Source organism: Pseudomonas sp. NKUCC02_KPG, from assembly GCF_019345465.1.
Classification (GTDB): domain Bacteria; phylum Pseudomonadota; class Gammaproteobacteria; order Pseudomonadales; family Pseudomonadaceae; genus Aquipseudomonas.
This window is the reverse complement of the sequence record NZ_JAHKRC010000005.1, coordinates 126,576-143,573: the sequence shown is the minus strand read 5'-3', so window position 1 is coordinate 143,573 and position 16,998 is coordinate 126,576. Positions and strand designations below refer to the sequence as shown.

The window sequence follows — 16,998 nt, the reverse complement described above, 5'->3', positions numbered from 1 at the left end:
TTCTCAGGGCCCCTCAGCTCTTATCGCAGCCTTCGGCAGCGACTACAGGATTGCGCGGGGCTTACTTCCAGTTCTTCTCGCGCCACATCTGCTGCTGGTCCTTGTCATGGAAGGTCCAGGCCACAAAGCGGCTTTGCTTGTTGCCCTGGGACATTTCCACCACCTGGCTTTCCCGTGCACCGGCTTTTTTCAGCGCGGTCTGGATGGCTGGCAAGTTGGAAGCCTTGGACACCAGCACGCTGAACCACAGGATTTGACGCGCAACGTGGACGCTTTCGCGGATCAGTTGCGTGACAAAGCGCTGTTCGCCGCCTTCGCACCACAATTCGGCCGCCTGGCCACCAAAGTTCAGAACCGGCAGCTTGCGCTTTGGATCTGCCTTGCCCAGTGCGCGCCATTTACGCTCACTGCCGCGTGTGGCTTCGTCCAGCGAGGCGTGGAACGGCGGGTTGCACATGGTCAGGTCGAAACGTTCGCTGCTTTCCAGCACGTCCAGCAGGATTTTCTGCGGATTAGGCTGAAGGCGCAGGCTGATGGCTTTGTTCAGACCGTTGGACTGCACAATCGCCTTGGCCGCTTTAACGGCAGTCGGGTCGACTTCCGTACCCAGGAACTGCCAGCGATAGTCGCTGTGGCCGATCAGCGGGTAGACGCAGTTGGCACCCATGCCGATATCCAGCACGCGAACGTTTTGCCCGCGAGGGATCTCGCCGTCGTTCATGGTGGCCAGCAGGTCGGCCAGGAAGTGCACGTAGTCAGCGCGACCCGGTACGGGCGGGCACAGGTAGTCGGCCGGGATATCCCAGTGAGCAATGCCGTAGAACGCCTTGAGCAGGGCACGGTTGAATACGCGCACGGCACTCGGGTTGGCGAAGTCGATGCTTTCCTTGCCGTACGGGTTGATGATCACGAATTCGGCCAGTTCCGGGCACACCGAAATCAGCTGTGGGAAGTCGTAGCGGCCCTGGTGGCGGTTGCGCGGGTGCAGGCTGGGCTTGACGCGCGGCTCGACCGGTTTGGCATCGCTGGCAGCCTTGGGCTTGTGGCGTGTGGCTTTGGAAGTGCGTGGGGTAGTCATGTTCAATTCATTCCACAAAAGCAATCGCGGGCAAGCCCGTTCCTGCAGAGTTGAACCCTGCGGGAGCGGCCTTGCCCGCGATCAGGTGCGCAGCGTTATTACAGGCTGGAAATCCGCGCGTGCTGGTCTGCCAATTTGCTCAAGGCCTGTTCGGCTTCGGCCAATTTGGCACGTTCTTTTTCGATGACTTCGGCCGGGGCCTTGTCAACGAACGCGGCATTCGACAATTTGCCGCCCACTCGCGCAACTTCGCCGTGCAAGCGCTGGATTTCCTTGTCCAGGCGCGCCAACTCTGCATCTTTGTCGATCAGGCCGGCCATCGGCACCAGCACTTCCATCTCGCCTACCAGAGCGGTAGCGGACAAAGGTGCTTCGGCGCCGTCTTGCAGCACGGTGATCGATTCGAGTTTAGCCAGCTTTTTGAGCAAGGCATCGTTCTCGGTCAGACGGCGCTGGTCTTCGCTGCTGACGTTTTTCAGGTAGAGCTGCAATGGCTTGCCCGGGCCGATGTTCATTTCGCCACGGATGTTACGCGTGCCGAGCATCAAGCCCTTGAGCCATTCGATATCGTCTTCGGCCGCCTGGTCGATGCGTGCTTCGTTGGCCACTGGCCACGGTTGCAGCATGATGGTCTTGCCTTCAACGCCGGCCAGCGGCGCGATGCGCTGCCAGATCTCTTCGGTGATGAACGGCATGAACGGATGCGCCAGACGCAAGGCAACTTCCAGTACACGAACCAGCGTGCGACGGGTGCCGCGCTGACGTTCTACCGGAGCGTTTTCGTCCCACAGCACAGGCTTGGACAGTTCCAGATACCAGTCGCAGTACTGGTTCCAGATGAACTCGTACAGCGCTTGGGCGGCCAGGTCGAAACGGAACTGGTCGAGGTGACGGGTCACTTCGGCTTCGGTGCGCTGCAGTTGCGAGATGATCCAGCGGTCGGCCAGTGACAGCTCGTAGGCTTCGCCGTTCTGGCCGCAGTCCTCGCCCTTGTCCAGCACGTAACGTGCGGCGTTCCAGATCTTGTTGCAGAAGTTGCGATAGCCTTCAACGCGGCCCATGTCGAACTTGATGTCGCGACCGGTAGATGCCAGCGAGCAGAAGGTGAAGCGCAAGGCGTCGGTGCCATAGCTGGCGATGCCGTCTGCGAATTCGTCGCGGGTCTGTTTCTCGATTTTCTTCAGCAGTTTTGGCTGCATCAGGCCGGTGGTGCGTTTGGCCACCAGGTCTTCGAGTTCAATGCCGTCGATGATGTCCAGCGGGTCCAGGACGTTGCCCTTGGACTTGGACATCTTCTGGCCCTGACCGTCACGTACCAGGCCGTGTACATACACGGTCTTGAACGGAACTTGCGGGGTGCCGTCTTCGTTTTTCACCAGGTGCATGGTGAGCATGATCATCCGGGCAACCCAGAAGAAAATGATGTCGAAGCCCGTCACCAGCACGTCAGTGGAGTGGAAGGTTTTCAGCGCGTCGGTTTTTTCCGGCCAGCCCAGGGTGGAGAACGTCCACAGGCCCGAACTGAACCAGGTGTCGAGTACGTCGTTGTCCTGTTGCAGCGCAACGTCCGGGCCCAGGTTGTTTTTGGCGCGGACTTCAGCTTCGTCGCGGCCTACATAGACCTTGCCCGACTCGTCGTACCAGGCCGGGATGCGATGGCCCCACCACAGCTGGCGGCTGATGCACCAGTCCTGGATGTCGCGCATCCACGAAAAGTACATGTTTTCGTACTGTTTAGGCACAAACGCGATGCGCCCGTCTTCCACGGCTGCAATGGCTGGTTCTGCCAGAGGCTTGGTCGATACGTACCACTGGTCCGTCAGCCACGGCTCGATGATGGTGCCGGAGCGGTCGCCTTTCGGTACTTTCAGGGCGTGATCGTCAACGCTGACCAGCAGGCCTGCTTCGTCAAAATCAGCAACGATTTGCTTGCGCGCTTCGAAGCGGTCCAGGCCGGCGTATTTGGCCGGCAGGGTGCCGTCGACGGTTTCGTTGAGCTTGCCGTCGAGGTTGAACACCTGGGCAGCAGCCAGCACTTTGGCGTTTTTGTCGAAGATGTTCAGCAGCGGCAGGTTGTGGCGCTTGCCGACTTCGTAGTCGTTGAAATCGTGGGCCGGGGTGATCTTCACGCAACCGGTGCCGAATTCAGGGTCGCAGTAGTCGTCCGCGATGATCGGGATACGACGGCCAACCAGTGGCAGCTCGACGAACTTGCCGATCAGGGCCTTGTAGCGTTCGTCTTCCGGGTTAACGGCAACAGCGGCGTCGCCCAGCATGGTTTCCGGACGGGTGGTAGCAACCACCAGGTAGTCCAGACCTTCTGCGGTCGTTGCGCCGTCAGCCAGCGGGTAGCGCAGGTTCCACAGGAAACCTTTCTCGTCGTGGTTTTCCACTTCAAGGTCGGAAATGGCGGTGTGCAGCTTGGTGTCCCAGTTGACCAGGCGCTTGCCGCGATAGATCAGGCCGTCTTCGTGCAGGCGTACGAAGGCTTCTTTCACGGCTTCTGACAGGCCGTCATCCATGGTGAAGCGTTCGCGGCTCCAGTCTACGGACGAGCCAAGGCGACGGATCTGACGGCTGATATTGCCGCCGGACTGGTCTTTCCATTCCCAGATTTTATCGAGGAATTTTTCGCGACCCAGGTCGTGGCGGTTCAGACCTTGTGCTTCGATCTGACGCTCAACCAGCATCTGGGTGGCGATACCCGCATGGTCGGTGCCCGGCTGCCACAGGGTGTTGCGACCCTGCATGCGGCGGAAACGGATCAGGGCGTCCATGATCGCGTTGTTGAAACCGTGACCCATGTGCAAGCTGCCGGTGACGTTCGGCGGCGGGATCATGATGGTGTACGGGTCGCCCGCGCCTTGCGGGGCAAAATAATTCTCTTCTTCCCAGGTTTTGTACCAGGAAGTTTCAATGGCGTGCGGCTGGTAGGTCTTATCCATGCGCGGCGGGACCCTATTGGCATTAATTCAGGAAAGCCGACAAGTATAGCGGGGTGGGACTGCGCGGGGAACCTATTGCTGTTGTGGGAGCGGGCTGGCTCGCGATACGGGCGATGCGGTGCATCTGGTTCATCAAGGCGCTGCAGTCGCGAGCAAGCCCGCGGCCACAGGGTCAGCTTTGATGTTGTGCGAGCAAGCGCTCCATATGCGCATCGAGGCGGCGTTTGATCTCGGTTTCGATGTGCGGGGCGAAGTCGTTGATCACGTCCTGCATGATGGCCTGGGCTGCCGTGCGCAGCTCTTTGTCCAGATGCACCAGCAGTGCGTCCGGAGTTTTTTCTGCCACGGGTGCCGGGGTAATGCCGACCAGCGGTATTTGCTCGGGCTCGGGTTCTTCGCTGATGACTTCAGACAACAATGGAATCTGCGCGTCTTCGCCGCCCACCATCTCTGTCAGCAGCGGCGGTTGCAGGCCCTCATCGCCGAGCAGCTTGCGAATGGACTCAAGATCATCGAGCAGGTGTGCAGCTTTTTGCGGCGAATTGGAGGTGTCCATCGTGTGCTCAGAGTCGTTGTAGCTTGTGGTCTTGCAGAGGATAGCCCTGTTCACGGTAGAAGCGGAAACTCTCCCGTGCGGCCAGTCGGACGGCGGGGTCTTCGACCACCACTTCAGCCACGCGGGCGAAGCGTTTGAAGAATTCGGGGACTTTGAGGTCCAGGTTGATCAGTAAGTCCTGATGGCTTGGCGGTGCTTCTGTGCAGCCCATGACAACGACGCCGTCGGGTTCGTCTTCGGTGTTGCTGTGGGGCACGAAGCTTTCGCCCTTGAAGCGCCACAGGCGTTCATCCAGATCCTGACGTTGAGCGCTGTCGGTGCAGTGTAAATACACCCTGTGGCCCAGACGCCAGGCCTTTTCGGTGAGTTTGCAGGCGAAATCCAGCCGCGCGGAAGGTTCGGCGCTGGGCAGGATATAAAAGTCGACCTTGGTCAACTCGGCGTTGGGTTCCGGGGTCATTGCGGTTCCTGAATCGGGACCGCGCCGCCGTCAGGCGGCGCAGCCTTCGATTGTCAGCTTCAAGCGTTGGCGCGATCGAGCAGGTATTGAGTCAGCAGGGGGACCGGGCGGCCACTGGCACCCTTGTCCTTGCCGCCGCTGACCCATGCCGTGCCGGCGATATCCAGGTGAGCCCAGTTATAGGCCTTGGCGAAGCGCGACAGGAAGCAGCCTGCGGTAATGGCGCCACCTTTGGGACCGCCGATGTTGGCCATGTCAGCGAACGGGCTGTCCAGCTGTTCCTGGTACTCGTCGAACAACGGCAGTTGCCATGCACGGTCGTCTGCCAGTTTGCCGGCTTCCAGCAGTTGGCCGATCAACTCGTCGTTGTTGCCCATCAGGCCGGAGGTGTGAGCGCCCAGTGCAACCATGCAAGCGCCGGTCAGGGTGGCGATGTCGATCACGGCCTGAGGCTTGAAGCGCTCGGCGTAGGTCAGTGCATCGCACAGCACCAGGCGGCCTTCGGCGTCGGTGTTGAGGATTTCGACCGTCTGGCCGCTCATGGTGGTCACGATGTCGCCCGGGCGTGCAGCACCACCGCTCGGCATGTTCTCGGCGCACGCCAGGATGCATACCAGGTTGATCGGCAGTTTCAGTTCCAGTACGGCGCGCAGTGTGCCGAACACGCTGGCAGCACCGCCCATGTCGTACTTCATTTCATCCATGCCGGCGCCCGGCTTGAGGCTGATGCCGCCGGTGTCGAACGTAATGCCCTTGCCGACCAGTACGTACGGTTTTTCGGATTTCTTGCCGCCGGCGTAGTTCATTACGATCAGGCGAGGTGGCTGGTCACTGCCCTGGCCTACGGCATAGAACGCGCCCATGCCCAGATCCTTGATTTTCTTCTCATCAAGAATCTCGACTTTCAGGCCTTTGAATTCCTTGCCCAGATCCTTGGCCTGTTCGGCCAGGAAAATCGGATGGCAGATATTGGGTGGCAGGTTGCCCAGATCGCGGGTGAATGACATGCCCGAAGCGATCGCCTGGGCGTGGGTCACGGCGCGCTGAACTTCAGCCTGTGCTGCTTTAATGGTCAGCAGGGTGATTTTCTTCAGGGCACGAGGTTCGGCTTTCTGGCTTTTGAAACGGTCGAAGGTGTATCCGCCGTCGATCAGGGTTTCTGCCAGCAGGCGGTTTTTGCTGTAGCTGTCACGACCCTTGACCACCAGTTCGTCGAGAGCAAACACCGCATCGCTGCCGCCCAGGCCTTTTAATACGCCCAGTGCGCCGCTGATGATTTTACGGAACGGGCGGTCGCCCAACTCGTCATCCTTGCCGGTGCCCAGCAGCAGCACGCGCTCGGCCTTGAGGTTGGGCAGGCTGTGCAGCAGCAGGCTTTGACCGGTTTTACCCGCCAGATCCCCGCGCTTGAGTACTGCGCTAATGGCGCCGCCGGTGAGTTCGTCGATGATGGTGGCGGTAGGGCCCAGCTTGCGGCCTTCGCCGATGGCGACCACCAGAGTGGCGGTTTTCAACGTTTCTGGGCTAACGCTTTTTACAACCAGTTCCATGTCGGGGTCCCTGAATCAAATGGTCAACATGCGCACAAACAGTACTGTTTGCTTGCTTGATAGATGAAGCGCTTCACCTGTGATTAAGGCTGGCGTCAAGGCGGGCAGTTTGAACCCCGCCGCAGGAGCCTGACAACCCCGGTATTTGGCCAGCGGGGTACTTTCAAGACTGCGCAGTGACAGGGGCGGTCATTCACAGGATAATGCGCCATCTTTTTAGACGGCCCGTCTCATCTATGATGAGGTATGGGCCGACTCGTTATGCTGTTTGTTTGGCCGCCTTAGCCTGACGACCCTGGAGTGTCTGGTTTGATCGTCTTCCGTTATCTATCCCGCGAAGTCCTGCTTACATTGAGCGCTGTCAGCGCTGTGCTGCTGGTCATCATCATGAGCGGTCGTTTCATCAAGTATCTCGCTCAGGCCGCCTCGGGTGCCCTGGATCCGGGGTCATTGTTCCTGATCATGGGGTTCCGCCTGCCAGGCTTCATGCAGCTGATCCTGCCGCTGGGGCTGTTTCTGGGTATTCTGCTGTCCTACGGTCGCTTGTACCTTGAAAGCGAAATGACCGTTCTGTCGGCCACCGGCATGAGTCGTCAGCGCTTGCTGGCCATCACTATGGCTCCTGCTGCGCTGATTGCCCTGATCGTGGCCTGGCTCAGCCTGAGCCTGGCACCCCAGGGCGCCAATGAATTTCAGCTGTTGCTCAATAAGCAAGATGCCCTGACCGAGTTCGACACCCTGGAGGCTGGTCGTTTTCAGTCCTTGAGTGACGGCACGCGGGTGACTTACACCGAAGAACTGAGCAATAACCGTAGCCTTTTGTCCGGCGTCTTCATTACTCAGAAGAAGCTCGGAGAGGATGCTGCGGACCGCAGTATTTCTGTGCTGCTGGCGCAAAAGGGTCGCCAGGAGATTCGTCCTGACGGCAGTCGCTGGTTGATTCTGGACGATGGCTATCGCTATGACGGCAATCCGGGGCAGGCCGATTACCGTGCCATCAAGTACGACACCTACGGTGTATTGCTGCCAAAACCGGAAGTCAGCAATGATGTGACCGATCGTGACGCCATCCCGACTCCGGACCTTATCGGCAACCCGGCACCCCGTGCGGTCGCCGAGTTGCAATGGCGTATAGCTTTCCCGCTGCTGGTATTTATCGTGACCCTGATCGCGGTGCCGTTGTCGCGGGTCAATCCTCGCCAGGGGCGCTTCCTCAAGCTGTTGCCGGCCATTCTGCTTTATATGGGCTACCTCAGCATGCTGACCTGGGGGCGAGGCCTGCTTGAAGGCGGCAAAATCCCGTTGGCGCTGGGCTTGTGGTGGGTGCATGGCCTGTTCCTGGTCATTGGCCTGGGGCTGATGTATTGGGAGCCGCTGCGCTTGAAACTGGCAAGTCGCCGTAGTGCCGAGGAGATGGCCCGTGGTTAAGCTCGACCGCTACATTGGTAGCAGTGTGTTATTTGCGATTTTGGCCGTGCTGGGGATTATTCTGGGTCTGGCGCTGCTGTTTGCGTTGATCGATGAGATGCGCAGTATCAGCAGCAGCTACACCATCCTGGATGTGTTCAGTTTTGTCATGCTGACCGCGCCGCGCCGCTTGTATGAAATGCTGCCGATGGCAGCGTTGATTGGCTGTCTGATTGGCCTGGGTGGCCTTGCCAGCAACAGTGAACTGACCATCATGCGTGCTGCGGGCGTGTCCCTGGGGCGCATTGTTTGGGCCGTCATGAAGCCGATGCTGGTGCTGATGCTGGCGGGCGTGCTGATTGGCGAGTACGTGGTTCCGGCCACCGAGAACATCGCTCAGGCCAATCGCGCGCTGGCGCAGGGTGGCGGTGATTCCCAAAGCTCCAAGCACGGTCTGTGGCATCGTCAGGGGGACGAGTTCATCCACATCAACGCTGTTCAGCCCAATGGCCTGCTTTACGGCGTGACCCGGTATCGTTTTGACAAAGATCACCAGATGCAGTCGGCCAGCTTCGCCAAAAAGGCGCAGTTCGACCAGGGTAACTGGCAGTTGAGCGACGTGAGCACCACGCTTTTTCACGGTAACAGCACTGAAGTTGTAAAGACCCCTGAAGAGCGCTGGGATGTGTCATTGAGCCCGCAGTTGCTCAATACCGTGGTCATGGCTCCCGAGTCGCTGTCGATCGCGGGTTTGTGGAGCTACATCCATTACCTCAAGGATCAGGGGCTGAATAATGGCCGTTACTGGCTGGCCTTTTGGGTCAAGGTGTTGCAGCCGCTGGTAACGGCTGCGCTGGTGTTGATGGCCATATCCTTCATCTTCGGCCCGTTGCGCTCTGTTACTCTGGGCCAGCGGGTATTTACCGGGGTGCTGGTCGGATTCGTCTTCAAGATCGCGCAAGACCTGTTGGGGCCATTGAGCCTGGTGTTCGGTTTCTCGCCGCTGTTCGCGGTGCTGGTACCGGCTGCCATCTGTGCTCTGGCCGGTTTCTGGCTGTTACGCCGGGCGGGTTGATGAGCGGTCATTGAGTCAATCAAGAGCCTCTATCTCGCGATAGGGGCTTTTTTGTAGGTGTCCATTGGCCTGTGAACGTGACGCTTGGCGAGAGGATCAGGTACAATTCCCGGCTATTTTTCGGCGGGCAGTCTGCCTGCGACTTTTTTGAGTGTTGACCCGTGAGTGATTTGAGTCATATCCGCAATTTCTCCATCATCGCCCACATTGACCATGGCAAGTCGACGCTGGCCGATCGCTTCATCCAGATGTGCGGTGGCCTGAGTGCCCGCGAAATGGAAGCCCAGGTACTGGACTCCATGGACCTCGAGCGTGAGCGCGGGATCACTATCAAGGCCCACAGCGTCACCTTGTATTACACGGCCAAAGACGGCATTACCTATCAATTGAACTTCATTGATACGCCGGGACACGTTGACTTCACCTACGAAGTCAGCCGTTCCCTGGCAGCCTGTGAAGGTGCCTTGCTGGTAGTCGATGCGGGGCAGGGCGTAGAAGCCCAGTCCGTTGCCAACTGCTACACCGCCATCGAGCAGGGCCTTGAGGTCATGCCGGTGCTGAACAAGATCGACCTGCCGCAGGCCGATCCTGATCGCGTGAAGGAAGAAATCGAAAAAATCATTGGCATTGATGCCACTGATGCCGTGACCTGCAGCGCCAAAACCGGCCTGGGCGTCGACGAAGTGCTTGAGCGCCTGGTGCACACCATTCCTGCGCCAACCGGTAACTACGAAGATCCGCTGCAAGCGTTGATCATCGACTCCTGGTTCGACAACTACCTGGGCGTTGTGTCCCTGGTTCGCGTGCGCCACGGCCGCGTGAAAAAGGGCGACAAGATCCTGGTCAAGTCCACCGGCAAGATGCACCTGGTAGACAGCGTGGGTGTGTTCAACCCCAAGCACACGGCTACCACTGACCTGAAGGCCGGTGAAGTAGGCTTCATCATTGCCGGCATCAAGGACATTCATGGTGCGCCAGTGGGCGATACCCTGACCTTGAGCACGACGCCTGACGTCGACGTACTGCCAGGTTTCAAGCGTATTCAGCCTCAGGTTTACGCGGGTCTGTTCCCGGTAAGCTCTGACGACTTCGAAGACTTTCGCGAAGCCCTGCAAAAGCTCACGCTGAACGATTCGTCGCTGCAGTACACCCCGGAAAGCTCCGATGCACTGGGCTTCGGCTTCCGTTGCGGCTTCCTGGGCATGTTGCACATGGAGATCATCCAGGAGCGCCTTGAGCGCGAGTACGACCTGGACCTGATCACCACGGCCCCAACCGTAATTTTCGAACTGCTGCTCAAGACGGGCGAAACGATTTACGTCGACAACCCGTCCAAGCTACCAGACGTCTCTTCGATTGAAGACATTCGCGAGCCAATCGTGCGCGCCAATATCCTTGTGCCTCAAGAGCACCTGGGTAACGTCATTACCCTGTGCATTGAAAAGCGCGGCGTTCAGCACGACATGTTGTTCCTGGGTTCTCAGGTGCAAGTGACCTACGATTTGCCGATGAACGAAGTGGTTCTGGACTTCTTCGACCGTCTCAAATCCACCAGTCGCGGCTATGCTTCGCTTGATTACCATTTCAACCGTTATCAGTCGGCCAATCTGGTCAAGCTCGATGTACTGATCAACGGCGAGAAAGTTGATGCTCTGGCACTGATTGTTCACCGCGACAACGCTCACTACAAAGGGCGTGCGTTGACCGAGAAGATGAAAGAGCTGATTCCGCGTCAGATGTTCGATGTGGCAATTCAGGCTGCCATTGGCGGCCAAATCATTGCGCGCTCGTCTGTTAAAGCGCTCCGAAAAAACGTACTGGCCAAATGCTACGGTGGTGACGTTAGCCGTAAGCGCAAGCTGTTGGAAAAGCAGAAAGCCGGTAAAAAACGCATGAAGCAAGTGGGTAACGTGGAAATTCCACAAGAAGCCTTCCTTGCAGTGCTCAGGTTGGATAGCTAGGTCCTATGTCACTAAATTTCCCGCTGTTGCTGGTCATTGCTGTTGCCGTGTGCGGTTTGCTGGCGCTGCTCGATTTGGTCTTCCTGGCTCCTCGCCGGCGCAAGGCCATTGCCAACTATCAAGCCAGTGTTACTCCGGTTGATATGCAGGTAGTCGAAAAGCTCAACAAGGAACCGCTGCTGGTTGAATACGGCAAGTCGTTCTTCCCGGTGTTGTTCATCGTGCTGGTGCTGCGTTCGTTTCTGGTTGAGCCGTTCCAGATCCCGTCCGGTTCGATGAAGCCGACCCTGGATGTGGGCGACTTCATTTTGGTGAATAAATTTTCGTACGGGATCCGCTTGCCGGTACTGGACACGAAAATCATCGAAGTGGGTGATCCGAAGCGGGGCGATGTGATGGTGTTTCGTTACCCAAGCGATCCGACAGTCAACTACATCAAGCGTGTAGTGGGTCTGCCGGGCGACAAGATTCGCTACACCAGCGACAAGCATCTCTATGTCAACGACAAGCCGGTAGCCGAGCAATTGGTGGGTGTCGAAGCTGGCACCCTGGGCAGTGCCGAGTTGTACAAAGAGAAGCTGGGCGAAGTCGAGCACATGATCCGCAAGGAAATGAGCCGCTATCGTGCGCCGCCTGACAAGGAGTGGACGGTTCCGGCCGGGCATTACTTCATGATGGGCGACAATCGCGACAATTCGAACGACAGCCGTTACTGGGATGATCCGAACATTCCCAAAGACGAGCTGGGCATGGTCCCCGACAAGAACATTGTCGGCAAGGCCTTCGCTGTTTGGATGAGCTGGCCGGAGCCCAAGGCGAGCAACCTGCCGAACTTCTCGCGGGTTGGTCTGATCAAGTAGCCAAAAACGGCGCTGTTAATAACAGCGCCGAATGCTTTTCAGGTGTACGAATAAGTCGTATGCCTGAGTATTCAGGATGTGGATTTGAACAAAGCGTTAAGTGTGACGGCGGCGAACAGCCTGTTCCCTGTCCATTTGCTATGCGATAAACGAACATCACTGATCCCTAATATCGGTCCGGTGGTGACATTCGGCCACGAACTCAGCGTGGGTAAATCGTGAGTTTTTCTTTAGAACGTTTAGAGCGTCAGCTCGGCTACACCTTCAAAGACCAGGAACTGATGATTCTGGCCCTGACACACCGCAGTTTCGCGGGGCGCAATAACGAGCGCCTTGAGTTCCTGGGTGATGCCATTCTCAATTTTGTTGCCGGTGAAGCACTGTTTGACCGCTTCCCGTTGGCCCGAGAAGGCCAGTTGTCGCGTCTGCGCGCACGCCTGGTAAAAGGCGAAACCCTGGCCGTACTGGCCCGTGGTTTTGAGTTGGGCGAGTACCTGCGCCTGGGCTCGGGTGAGCTCAAAAGCGGTGGTTTTCGCCGCGAATCGATCCTGGCTGATGCCCTTGAAGCGCTGATTGGCGCCATTTACCTGGATGCGGGCATGGACGCCGCCCGTGACCGCGTACTGGCCTGGCTTGCCAGCGAGTTCGAGACGTTGACCCTGGTCGACACCAATAAAGATCCAAAGACCCGTCTGCAAGAGTTCTTGCAGTCGCGTGCCTGCGATCTGCCGCGTTACGAAGTGGTAGATATCCAGGGCGAACCGCATTGCCGCACATTCTTCGTTGAGTGCGAAATTGCCCTATTGAATGAAAAAAGCCGAGGTCAGGGTGTGAGTCGTCGTATTGCCGAACAGGTAGCGGCCGCCGCAGCACTGATAGCCCTTGGCGTGGAGAATGGCCATGACTGATACAACTGCAACTCGCTGTGGCTACGTTGCCATTGTTGGTCGACCAAACGTGGGTAAATCCACACTGCTGAACCACATTCTGGGTCAAAAGCTGGCGATCACTTCGCGCAAACCCCAGACCACCCGTCACAACATGCTGGGCATCAAGACCGAAGGCAACGTGCAAGCGGTCTACGTTGATACCCCGGGCATGCACAAGGGCGGCGAAAAGGCCCTTAACCGCTACATGAACAAAACCGCTTCGGCGGCGTTGAAAGACGTCGACGTAGTGATCTTCGTTGTCGACCGTACCAAGTGGACCGACGAAGATCAGATGGTGCTGGAACGTGTGCAGTATGTGACCGGACCGCTGATCGTAGCGCTGAACAAGACCGACCGCATCGAAGACAAGGCCGAGTTGATGCCGCACCTGAGCTGGCTTCAGGAGCAACTGCCGAACGCCCAGATCATTCCGATCTCCGCTCAGCATGGTCACAACCTTGAAGCCCTGGAGCGCGTGATCGCCGATCACCTGCCGGAAAACGATCACTTCTTCCCGGAAGACCAGATCACTGACCGCAGCAGCCGCTTCCTGGCTGCCGAGCTGGTGCGTGAAAAAATCATGCGCCAGATGGGCGCCGAGCTGCCGTACCAGATCACTGTCGAAATCGAAGAGTTCAAGCAGCAGGGCAAAACCCTGCATATCCATGCCTTGATTCTGGTTGAGCGTGACGGTCAGAAGAAAATCATCATTGGCGACAAGGGCGAGCGTATCAAGCGCATCGGCACCGAAGCGCGCAAGGACATGGAGCTGCTGTTCGACTCCAAGGTCATGCTGAACCTGTGGGTTAAAGTCAAAGGCGGCTGGTCCGACGACGAACGCGCCCTGCGTTCTCTGGGCTACGGCGACCTGTAAGCACGGCACTACCCCCTGTGGGAGCACCGCCGCTCCCACTTTGGTTTTGTGCTGTTCTTCCTGGCAGTGTTTGCCTTCTGAGATAGCTGAGTTCCATGTCCAGCAAAGCCCCCACAGCCCAACTCGCCTACGTCCTGCACAGTCGTCCCTATCGTGAGACCAGCGCTCTGGTGGATTTCATCACGCCTCAAGGTCGCCTGCGGGCAGTGTTGCGCAGTGCGCGGGGCAAGGCGGGCTCGTTGGCCAGGCCCTTTGTCCCGCTGGAAATCGAGTTTCGCGGGCGGGGCGAGTTGAAAAACGTAGGGCGCATGGAGAGCGCGGGTATCTCTACCTGGCTCAATGGCGAAGCGCTGTTCAGCGGTCTTTATCTCAACGAACTGCTGGTGCGGCTTTTGCCTGCCGAAGACCCTCATCCGGCGGTCTTCGACCACTATGCGGCAACGCTTTTGGCATTGGCTGAAGGGCGACCGCTGGAGCCACTGCTGCGGGCGTTCGAGTGGCGCTTGCTGGACGATTTGGGCTATGGCTTTTCCCTGGCTCATGACATTCACGGCGAGCCGGTGGCGGCTGATGGCATGTATCGGTTGCAGGTAGATGCGGGGCTTGAGCGGATTTATCTGGTGCAGCCCGGGCTGTTTCATGGCGCAGAACTGCACGGGATGGCCGAGGCTGACTGGACCGTTCCTGGCGCCTTGTCTGCTGCCAAGCGCCTGATGCGTCAGGCACTGGCCGTGCATTTGGCTGGCAAGCCCCTGGCCAGTCGCGAGTTGTTTCGCAAGCCCTGAATAGACCGGTATGCTGTGCGCCGAATCGTCAACTCTTCAGGAGAGCCCCAGTGACCCAAAGCAATCGCATTCTTCTCGGCGTGAACATCGACCACGTAGCCACGCTGCGTCAGGCTCGCGGCACGCGTTACCCTGACCCGGTCAAGGCTGCGCTGGACGCCGAAGAGGCGGGCGCCGACGGCATCACCGTACATCTGCGCGAAGACCGTCGGCACATTCAAGAGCGTGATGTGTTGCTGCTCAAGGACGTGCTGCAAACGCGCATGAACTTCGAAATGGGCGTGACTGAAGAAATGATGGTATTTGCCGAGCACATTCGCCCGGCTCATATCTGCCTGGTGCCCGAAACCCGTCAGGAACTGACCACTGAAGGCGGTCTGGATGTAGCCGGGCAAGAGGCGCGGATCAAAGCCGCTGTCGAGCGTCTGGCCAAAATCGGTTGTGAAGTGTCGCTGTTCATCGATGCGGACGAGCGTCAGATTGAAGCGTCAAGGCGTGTCGGTGCACCTGCTATCGAACTGCACACTGGCCGCTATGCCGACGCGCAAACCCCTTCCGACGTCGCTGAAGAGTTGCAGCGCGTGGCACAGGGGGTGGCGTTTGGTCTGGCCCAGGGGTTGATCGTCAACGCCGGCCACGGCTTGCACTACCACAACGTGGAAGCGGTAGCGGCAATCAAGGGGATTAACGAGTTGAACATTGGCCATGCGCTGGTGGCGCATGCGTTGTTCGTGGGCTTCAAATCAGCTGTGGCCGAGATGAAAGCGCTGATAGTGGCTGCTGCTAAGGTTTAAGTAGATCAGGCATGAATCGCTCTACAGCTGTGGCTCTTCCTTGGGCTTGGTCTTGTCGATACCGGGGATGTGCAGCTTGCTGTCAGCAGCCTGATCGCCTTCAAGTTGCGGCTGTGTGGCCCATGTCAGGATGTCGTAGTAACGACGGATGTTGGCCACAAAATGCACCGGCTCACCGCCTCGTGCGTAGCCATAGCGTGTCTTGCTGTACCACTGCTTCTGCGCAAGGCGAGGCAGCATCTTCTTCACGTCCAGCCACTTGTTCGGGTTCAGGCCTTCTTTCTTGGCCAGTTTGCGTGCGTCTTCCAGATGTCCGCCGCCAACGTTGTAGGCCGCCAGCGCAAACCACGTGCGGTCAGGCTCCTCAATGTCATCGTCCAGCTCGCTCTTGATCAGCGCGAGGTATTTGGCGCCGCCCATGATGCTCTGCTTTGCATCCAGGCGGTTGGAAACGCCCATGGCTTGCGCAGTGTTCTGGGTCAGCATCATCAGGCCGCGAACGCCGGTCTTGGACGTTACCGTGGGCTGCCACAATGATTCCTGGTAGCCCATGGCTGCGAGCAGGCGCCAGTCGATCTGTTCTTTTTTTGCGGCATCCTTGAAGAACTTTTCATACTTGGGCAGACGCTGCTGCAGGTGCTGGGCGAAGGTGTAGGCACCCACGTAGCCCAGTACATCCACGTGCCCGTAATAGCGGTCTTTGAGGCGTTGCAGGGTGCCGTTCTTCTCGACCTTGTCCAGGTACGCATTGATCTCGTTGAGCAGGCTGTTGTCTTCACCTGCGGCAACTGCCCAGCGCTGGCTGCGTGCGTCGCCCAGATCAAATGCCACACGAACATTGGGGAAGTACACCTGGTTCATGGCCACTTCGTTGGAGTCGACGAGTGTGAGGTCGATCTGGCCTTCATCGACCATGCGCAGCAAGTCAACGACTTCGACAGCGTCGGACTCGTCGTATTCAATCCCGGGGTATTGCTTCTTGAGTTCGGCAAGCTGCTCGGCGTGGGAGCTGCCTTTAAGTACGGTGATGCGTTTGCCAACCAGATCGGCTGGGGAGGTCGGACGCGATTGCCCGTTGCGATAGATGATCTGCGGCGTGACTTCAAGGTACGGGTGGGAGAACTTGGCTTGTTGCAGGCGCTTCTCGCTGCTGACCAGACCGGCAGCAGCCAAAACAGGGCCGTCGGGTTGGCTCAACTGATTGAACATTTCATCCAGGTTGTCAGCCGTTTCGATTTTAAGCTCTACCCCCAGATCGTCGGCAAAGCGCTTCACCAGCTCATATTCAAAGCCGGTTTCGCCATTGCGATCCTCGAAATAGGTCGCTGGGCTGTTACGGGTGATCACCCGCAGTACCCCGTCCTCCTTTACGCGCTCAAGGGTGCTGGGTTTTTCAACGCAGGCACCGAGCATCAGGAAGAGTCCGGTTGCGAAGAGCCATCTGGCGCAGCGCTGGCGGAATACAGTTAGAGAAAACATCCGCGCAGTATACGCAAAGCTGCGCAGGTGCCATATCTCGACAATTTTTGATCATTCTGATATTGGCTGCAAAAAACCCTGAAACCCCTGTGGAATGGGGGTCGGGTCACTGTCTAAAGATCATAAAAGACCATCTCTGAAGCGGCTGATAGCTATAAAGAATAAGGGTTTGGTCGATTAGCGACGTCTGGTGTGCGTCAGGTGTACCGTTTCGGGTGCCGAGGCGAACGGTTTAGGCTAGAATG

The 16,998-nt window shown here is 58.1% G+C and carries 14 protein-coding genes; 8 read left to right on the top strand and 6 right to left on the bottom strand.

Features of this window, described 5'->3' with window-relative positions; genetic code table 11:
- Window positions 1-61 precede the first annotated feature (61 nt).
- From rlmF to KO536_RS08505, 5 genes are all read right to left on the bottom strand, one after another.
- Window positions 62-1,078, bottom strand: coding sequence for a 23S rRNA (adenine(1618)-N(6))-methyltransferase RlmF (gene rlmF, locus KO536_RS08525; RefSeq protein WP_133076283.1), 1,017 nt, complete (start codon window positions 1,076-1,078; stop codon window positions 62-64).
- A 98-nt stretch (window positions 1,079-1,176) separates the two neighbouring features.
- The gene (locus KO536_RS08520) at window positions 1,177-4,023 is read right to left on the bottom strand and encodes a valine--tRNA ligase (protein WP_133076282.1); all 2,847 of its coding nucleotides are present in this window, start codon (window positions 4,021-4,023) and stop codon (window positions 1,177-1,179) included.
- Window positions 4,024-4,195: 172 nt separating this feature from the next.
- Window positions 4,196-4,579 (bottom strand): DNA polymerase III subunit chi, encoded by a 384-nt coding sequence (locus tag KO536_RS08515; protein ID WP_219261660.1) that lies wholly within the window; start codon window positions 4,577-4,579, stop codon window positions 4,196-4,198.
- 7 nt (window positions 4,580-4,586) lie between these two features.
- Window positions 4,587-5,015, bottom strand: a complete 429-nt coding sequence (locus KO536_RS08510; RefSeq protein ID WP_219261725.1) for a DNA polymerase III subunit chi — start codon at window positions 5,013-5,015, stop codon at window positions 4,587-4,589.
- Window positions 5,016-5,098: 83 nt separating this feature from the next.
- Complete coding sequence (locus KO536_RS08505; protein WP_219261659.1) at window positions 5,099-6,589, bottom strand: leucyl aminopeptidase; 1,491 nt, start codon at window positions 6,587-6,589, stop codon at window positions 5,099-5,101.
- 309 nt (window positions 6,590-6,898) lie between these two features.
- Here KO536_RS08505 and lptF point away from each other — a divergent pair, with 309 nt between their 5' ends.
- From lptF to pdxJ, 8 genes are all read left to right on the top strand, one after another.
- Complete coding sequence (lptF, locus tag KO536_RS08500) at window positions 6,899-8,017, top strand: LPS export ABC transporter permease LptF (protein WP_133076463.1); 1,119 nt, start codon at window positions 6,899-6,901, stop codon at window positions 8,015-8,017.
- Window positions 8,010-9,071 carry an LPS export ABC transporter permease LptG gene (gene lptG / locus KO536_RS08495; protein ID WP_133076279.1) on the top strand — a complete coding sequence of 354 codons (1,062 nt, stop codon included), beginning with the start codon at window positions 8,010-8,012 and terminating at the stop codon, window positions 9,069-9,071. Before lptF ends, lptG begins: the two co-directional genes overlap by 8 nt.
- Before the next feature lie 161 nt (window positions 9,072-9,232).
- Complete coding sequence (gene lepA / locus KO536_RS08490) at window positions 9,233-11,032, top strand: translation elongation factor 4 (protein WP_133076278.1); 1,800 nt, start codon at window positions 9,233-9,235, stop codon at window positions 11,030-11,032.
- A 5-nt stretch (window positions 11,033-11,037) separates the two neighbouring features.
- Window positions 11,038-11,892 carry a signal peptidase I gene (gene lepB / locus KO536_RS08485; RefSeq protein WP_019822043.1) on the top strand — a complete coding sequence of 285 codons (855 nt, stop codon included), beginning with the start codon at window positions 11,038-11,040 and terminating at the stop codon, window positions 11,890-11,892.
- Window positions 11,893-12,110: 218 nt separating this feature from the next.
- Window positions 12,111-12,800 (top strand): ribonuclease III, encoded by a 690-nt coding sequence (rnc, locus tag KO536_RS08480; RefSeq protein ID WP_003440162.1) that lies wholly within the window; start codon window positions 12,111-12,113, stop codon window positions 12,798-12,800.
- Window positions 12,793-13,695 (top strand): GTPase Era, encoded by a 903-nt coding sequence (era, locus tag KO536_RS08475; RefSeq protein ID WP_019822047.1) that lies wholly within the window; start codon window positions 12,793-12,795, stop codon window positions 13,693-13,695. The genes rnc and era overlap by 8 nt, the downstream gene beginning before the upstream one ends.
- A 95-nt stretch (window positions 13,696-13,790) precedes the next feature.
- Window positions 13,791-14,480 carry a DNA repair protein RecO gene (gene recO / locus KO536_RS08470; RefSeq protein WP_219261658.1) on the top strand — a complete coding sequence of 230 codons (690 nt, stop codon included), beginning with the start codon at window positions 13,791-13,793 and terminating at the stop codon, window positions 14,478-14,480.
- 50 nt (window positions 14,481-14,530) lie between these two features.
- Entirely contained in the window at window positions 14,531-15,274 is a 744-nt protein-coding gene (pdxJ, locus tag KO536_RS08465; protein ID WP_133076276.1) for a pyridoxine 5'-phosphate synthase, read from the top strand.
- 21 nt (window positions 15,275-15,295) lie between these two features.
- On the opposite strand, the gene mltF is transcribed toward pdxJ, so the two are convergent.
- Complete coding sequence (gene mltF / locus KO536_RS08460) at window positions 15,296-16,753, bottom strand: membrane-bound lytic murein transglycosylase MltF (RefSeq protein WP_133076275.1); 1,458 nt, start codon at window positions 16,751-16,753, stop codon at window positions 15,296-15,298.
- Between the last annotated feature and the right edge of the window lie 245 nt (window positions 16,754-16,998).

Bases quoted from the DNA above. Each gene is read 5' to 3' on its own strand.
- mltF (WP_133076275.1), bottom strand. From the start codon at position 16,753: ATGTTTTCTCTAACTGTATTCCGCCAGCGCTGCGCCAGATGGCTCTTC.
- KO536_RS08515 (WP_219261660.1), bottom strand. From the start codon at position 4,579: ATGGACACCTCCAATTCGCCGCAAAAAGCTGCACACCTGCTCGATGAT.
- era (WP_019822047.1), top strand. From the start codon at position 12,793: ATGACTGATACAACTGCAACTCGCTGTGGCTACGTTGCCATTGTTGGT.
- KO536_RS08505 (WP_219261659.1), bottom strand. From the start codon at position 6,589: ATGGAACTGGTTGTAAAAAGCGTTAGCCCAGAAACGTTGAAAACCGCC.
- lepB (WP_019822043.1), top strand. From the start codon at position 11,038: ATGTCACTAAATTTCCCGCTGTTGCTGGTCATTGCTGTTGCCGTGTGC.
- recO (WP_219261658.1), top strand. From the start codon at position 13,791: ATGTCCAGCAAAGCCCCCACAGCCCAACTCGCCTACGTCCTGCACAGT.
- rlmF (WP_133076283.1), bottom strand. From the start codon at position 1,078: ATGACTACCCCACGCACTTCCAAAGCCACACGCCACAAGCCCAAGGCT.
- KO536_RS08520 (WP_133076282.1), bottom strand. From the start codon at position 4,023: ATGGATAAGACCTACCAGCCGCACGCCATTGAAACTTCCTGGTACAAA.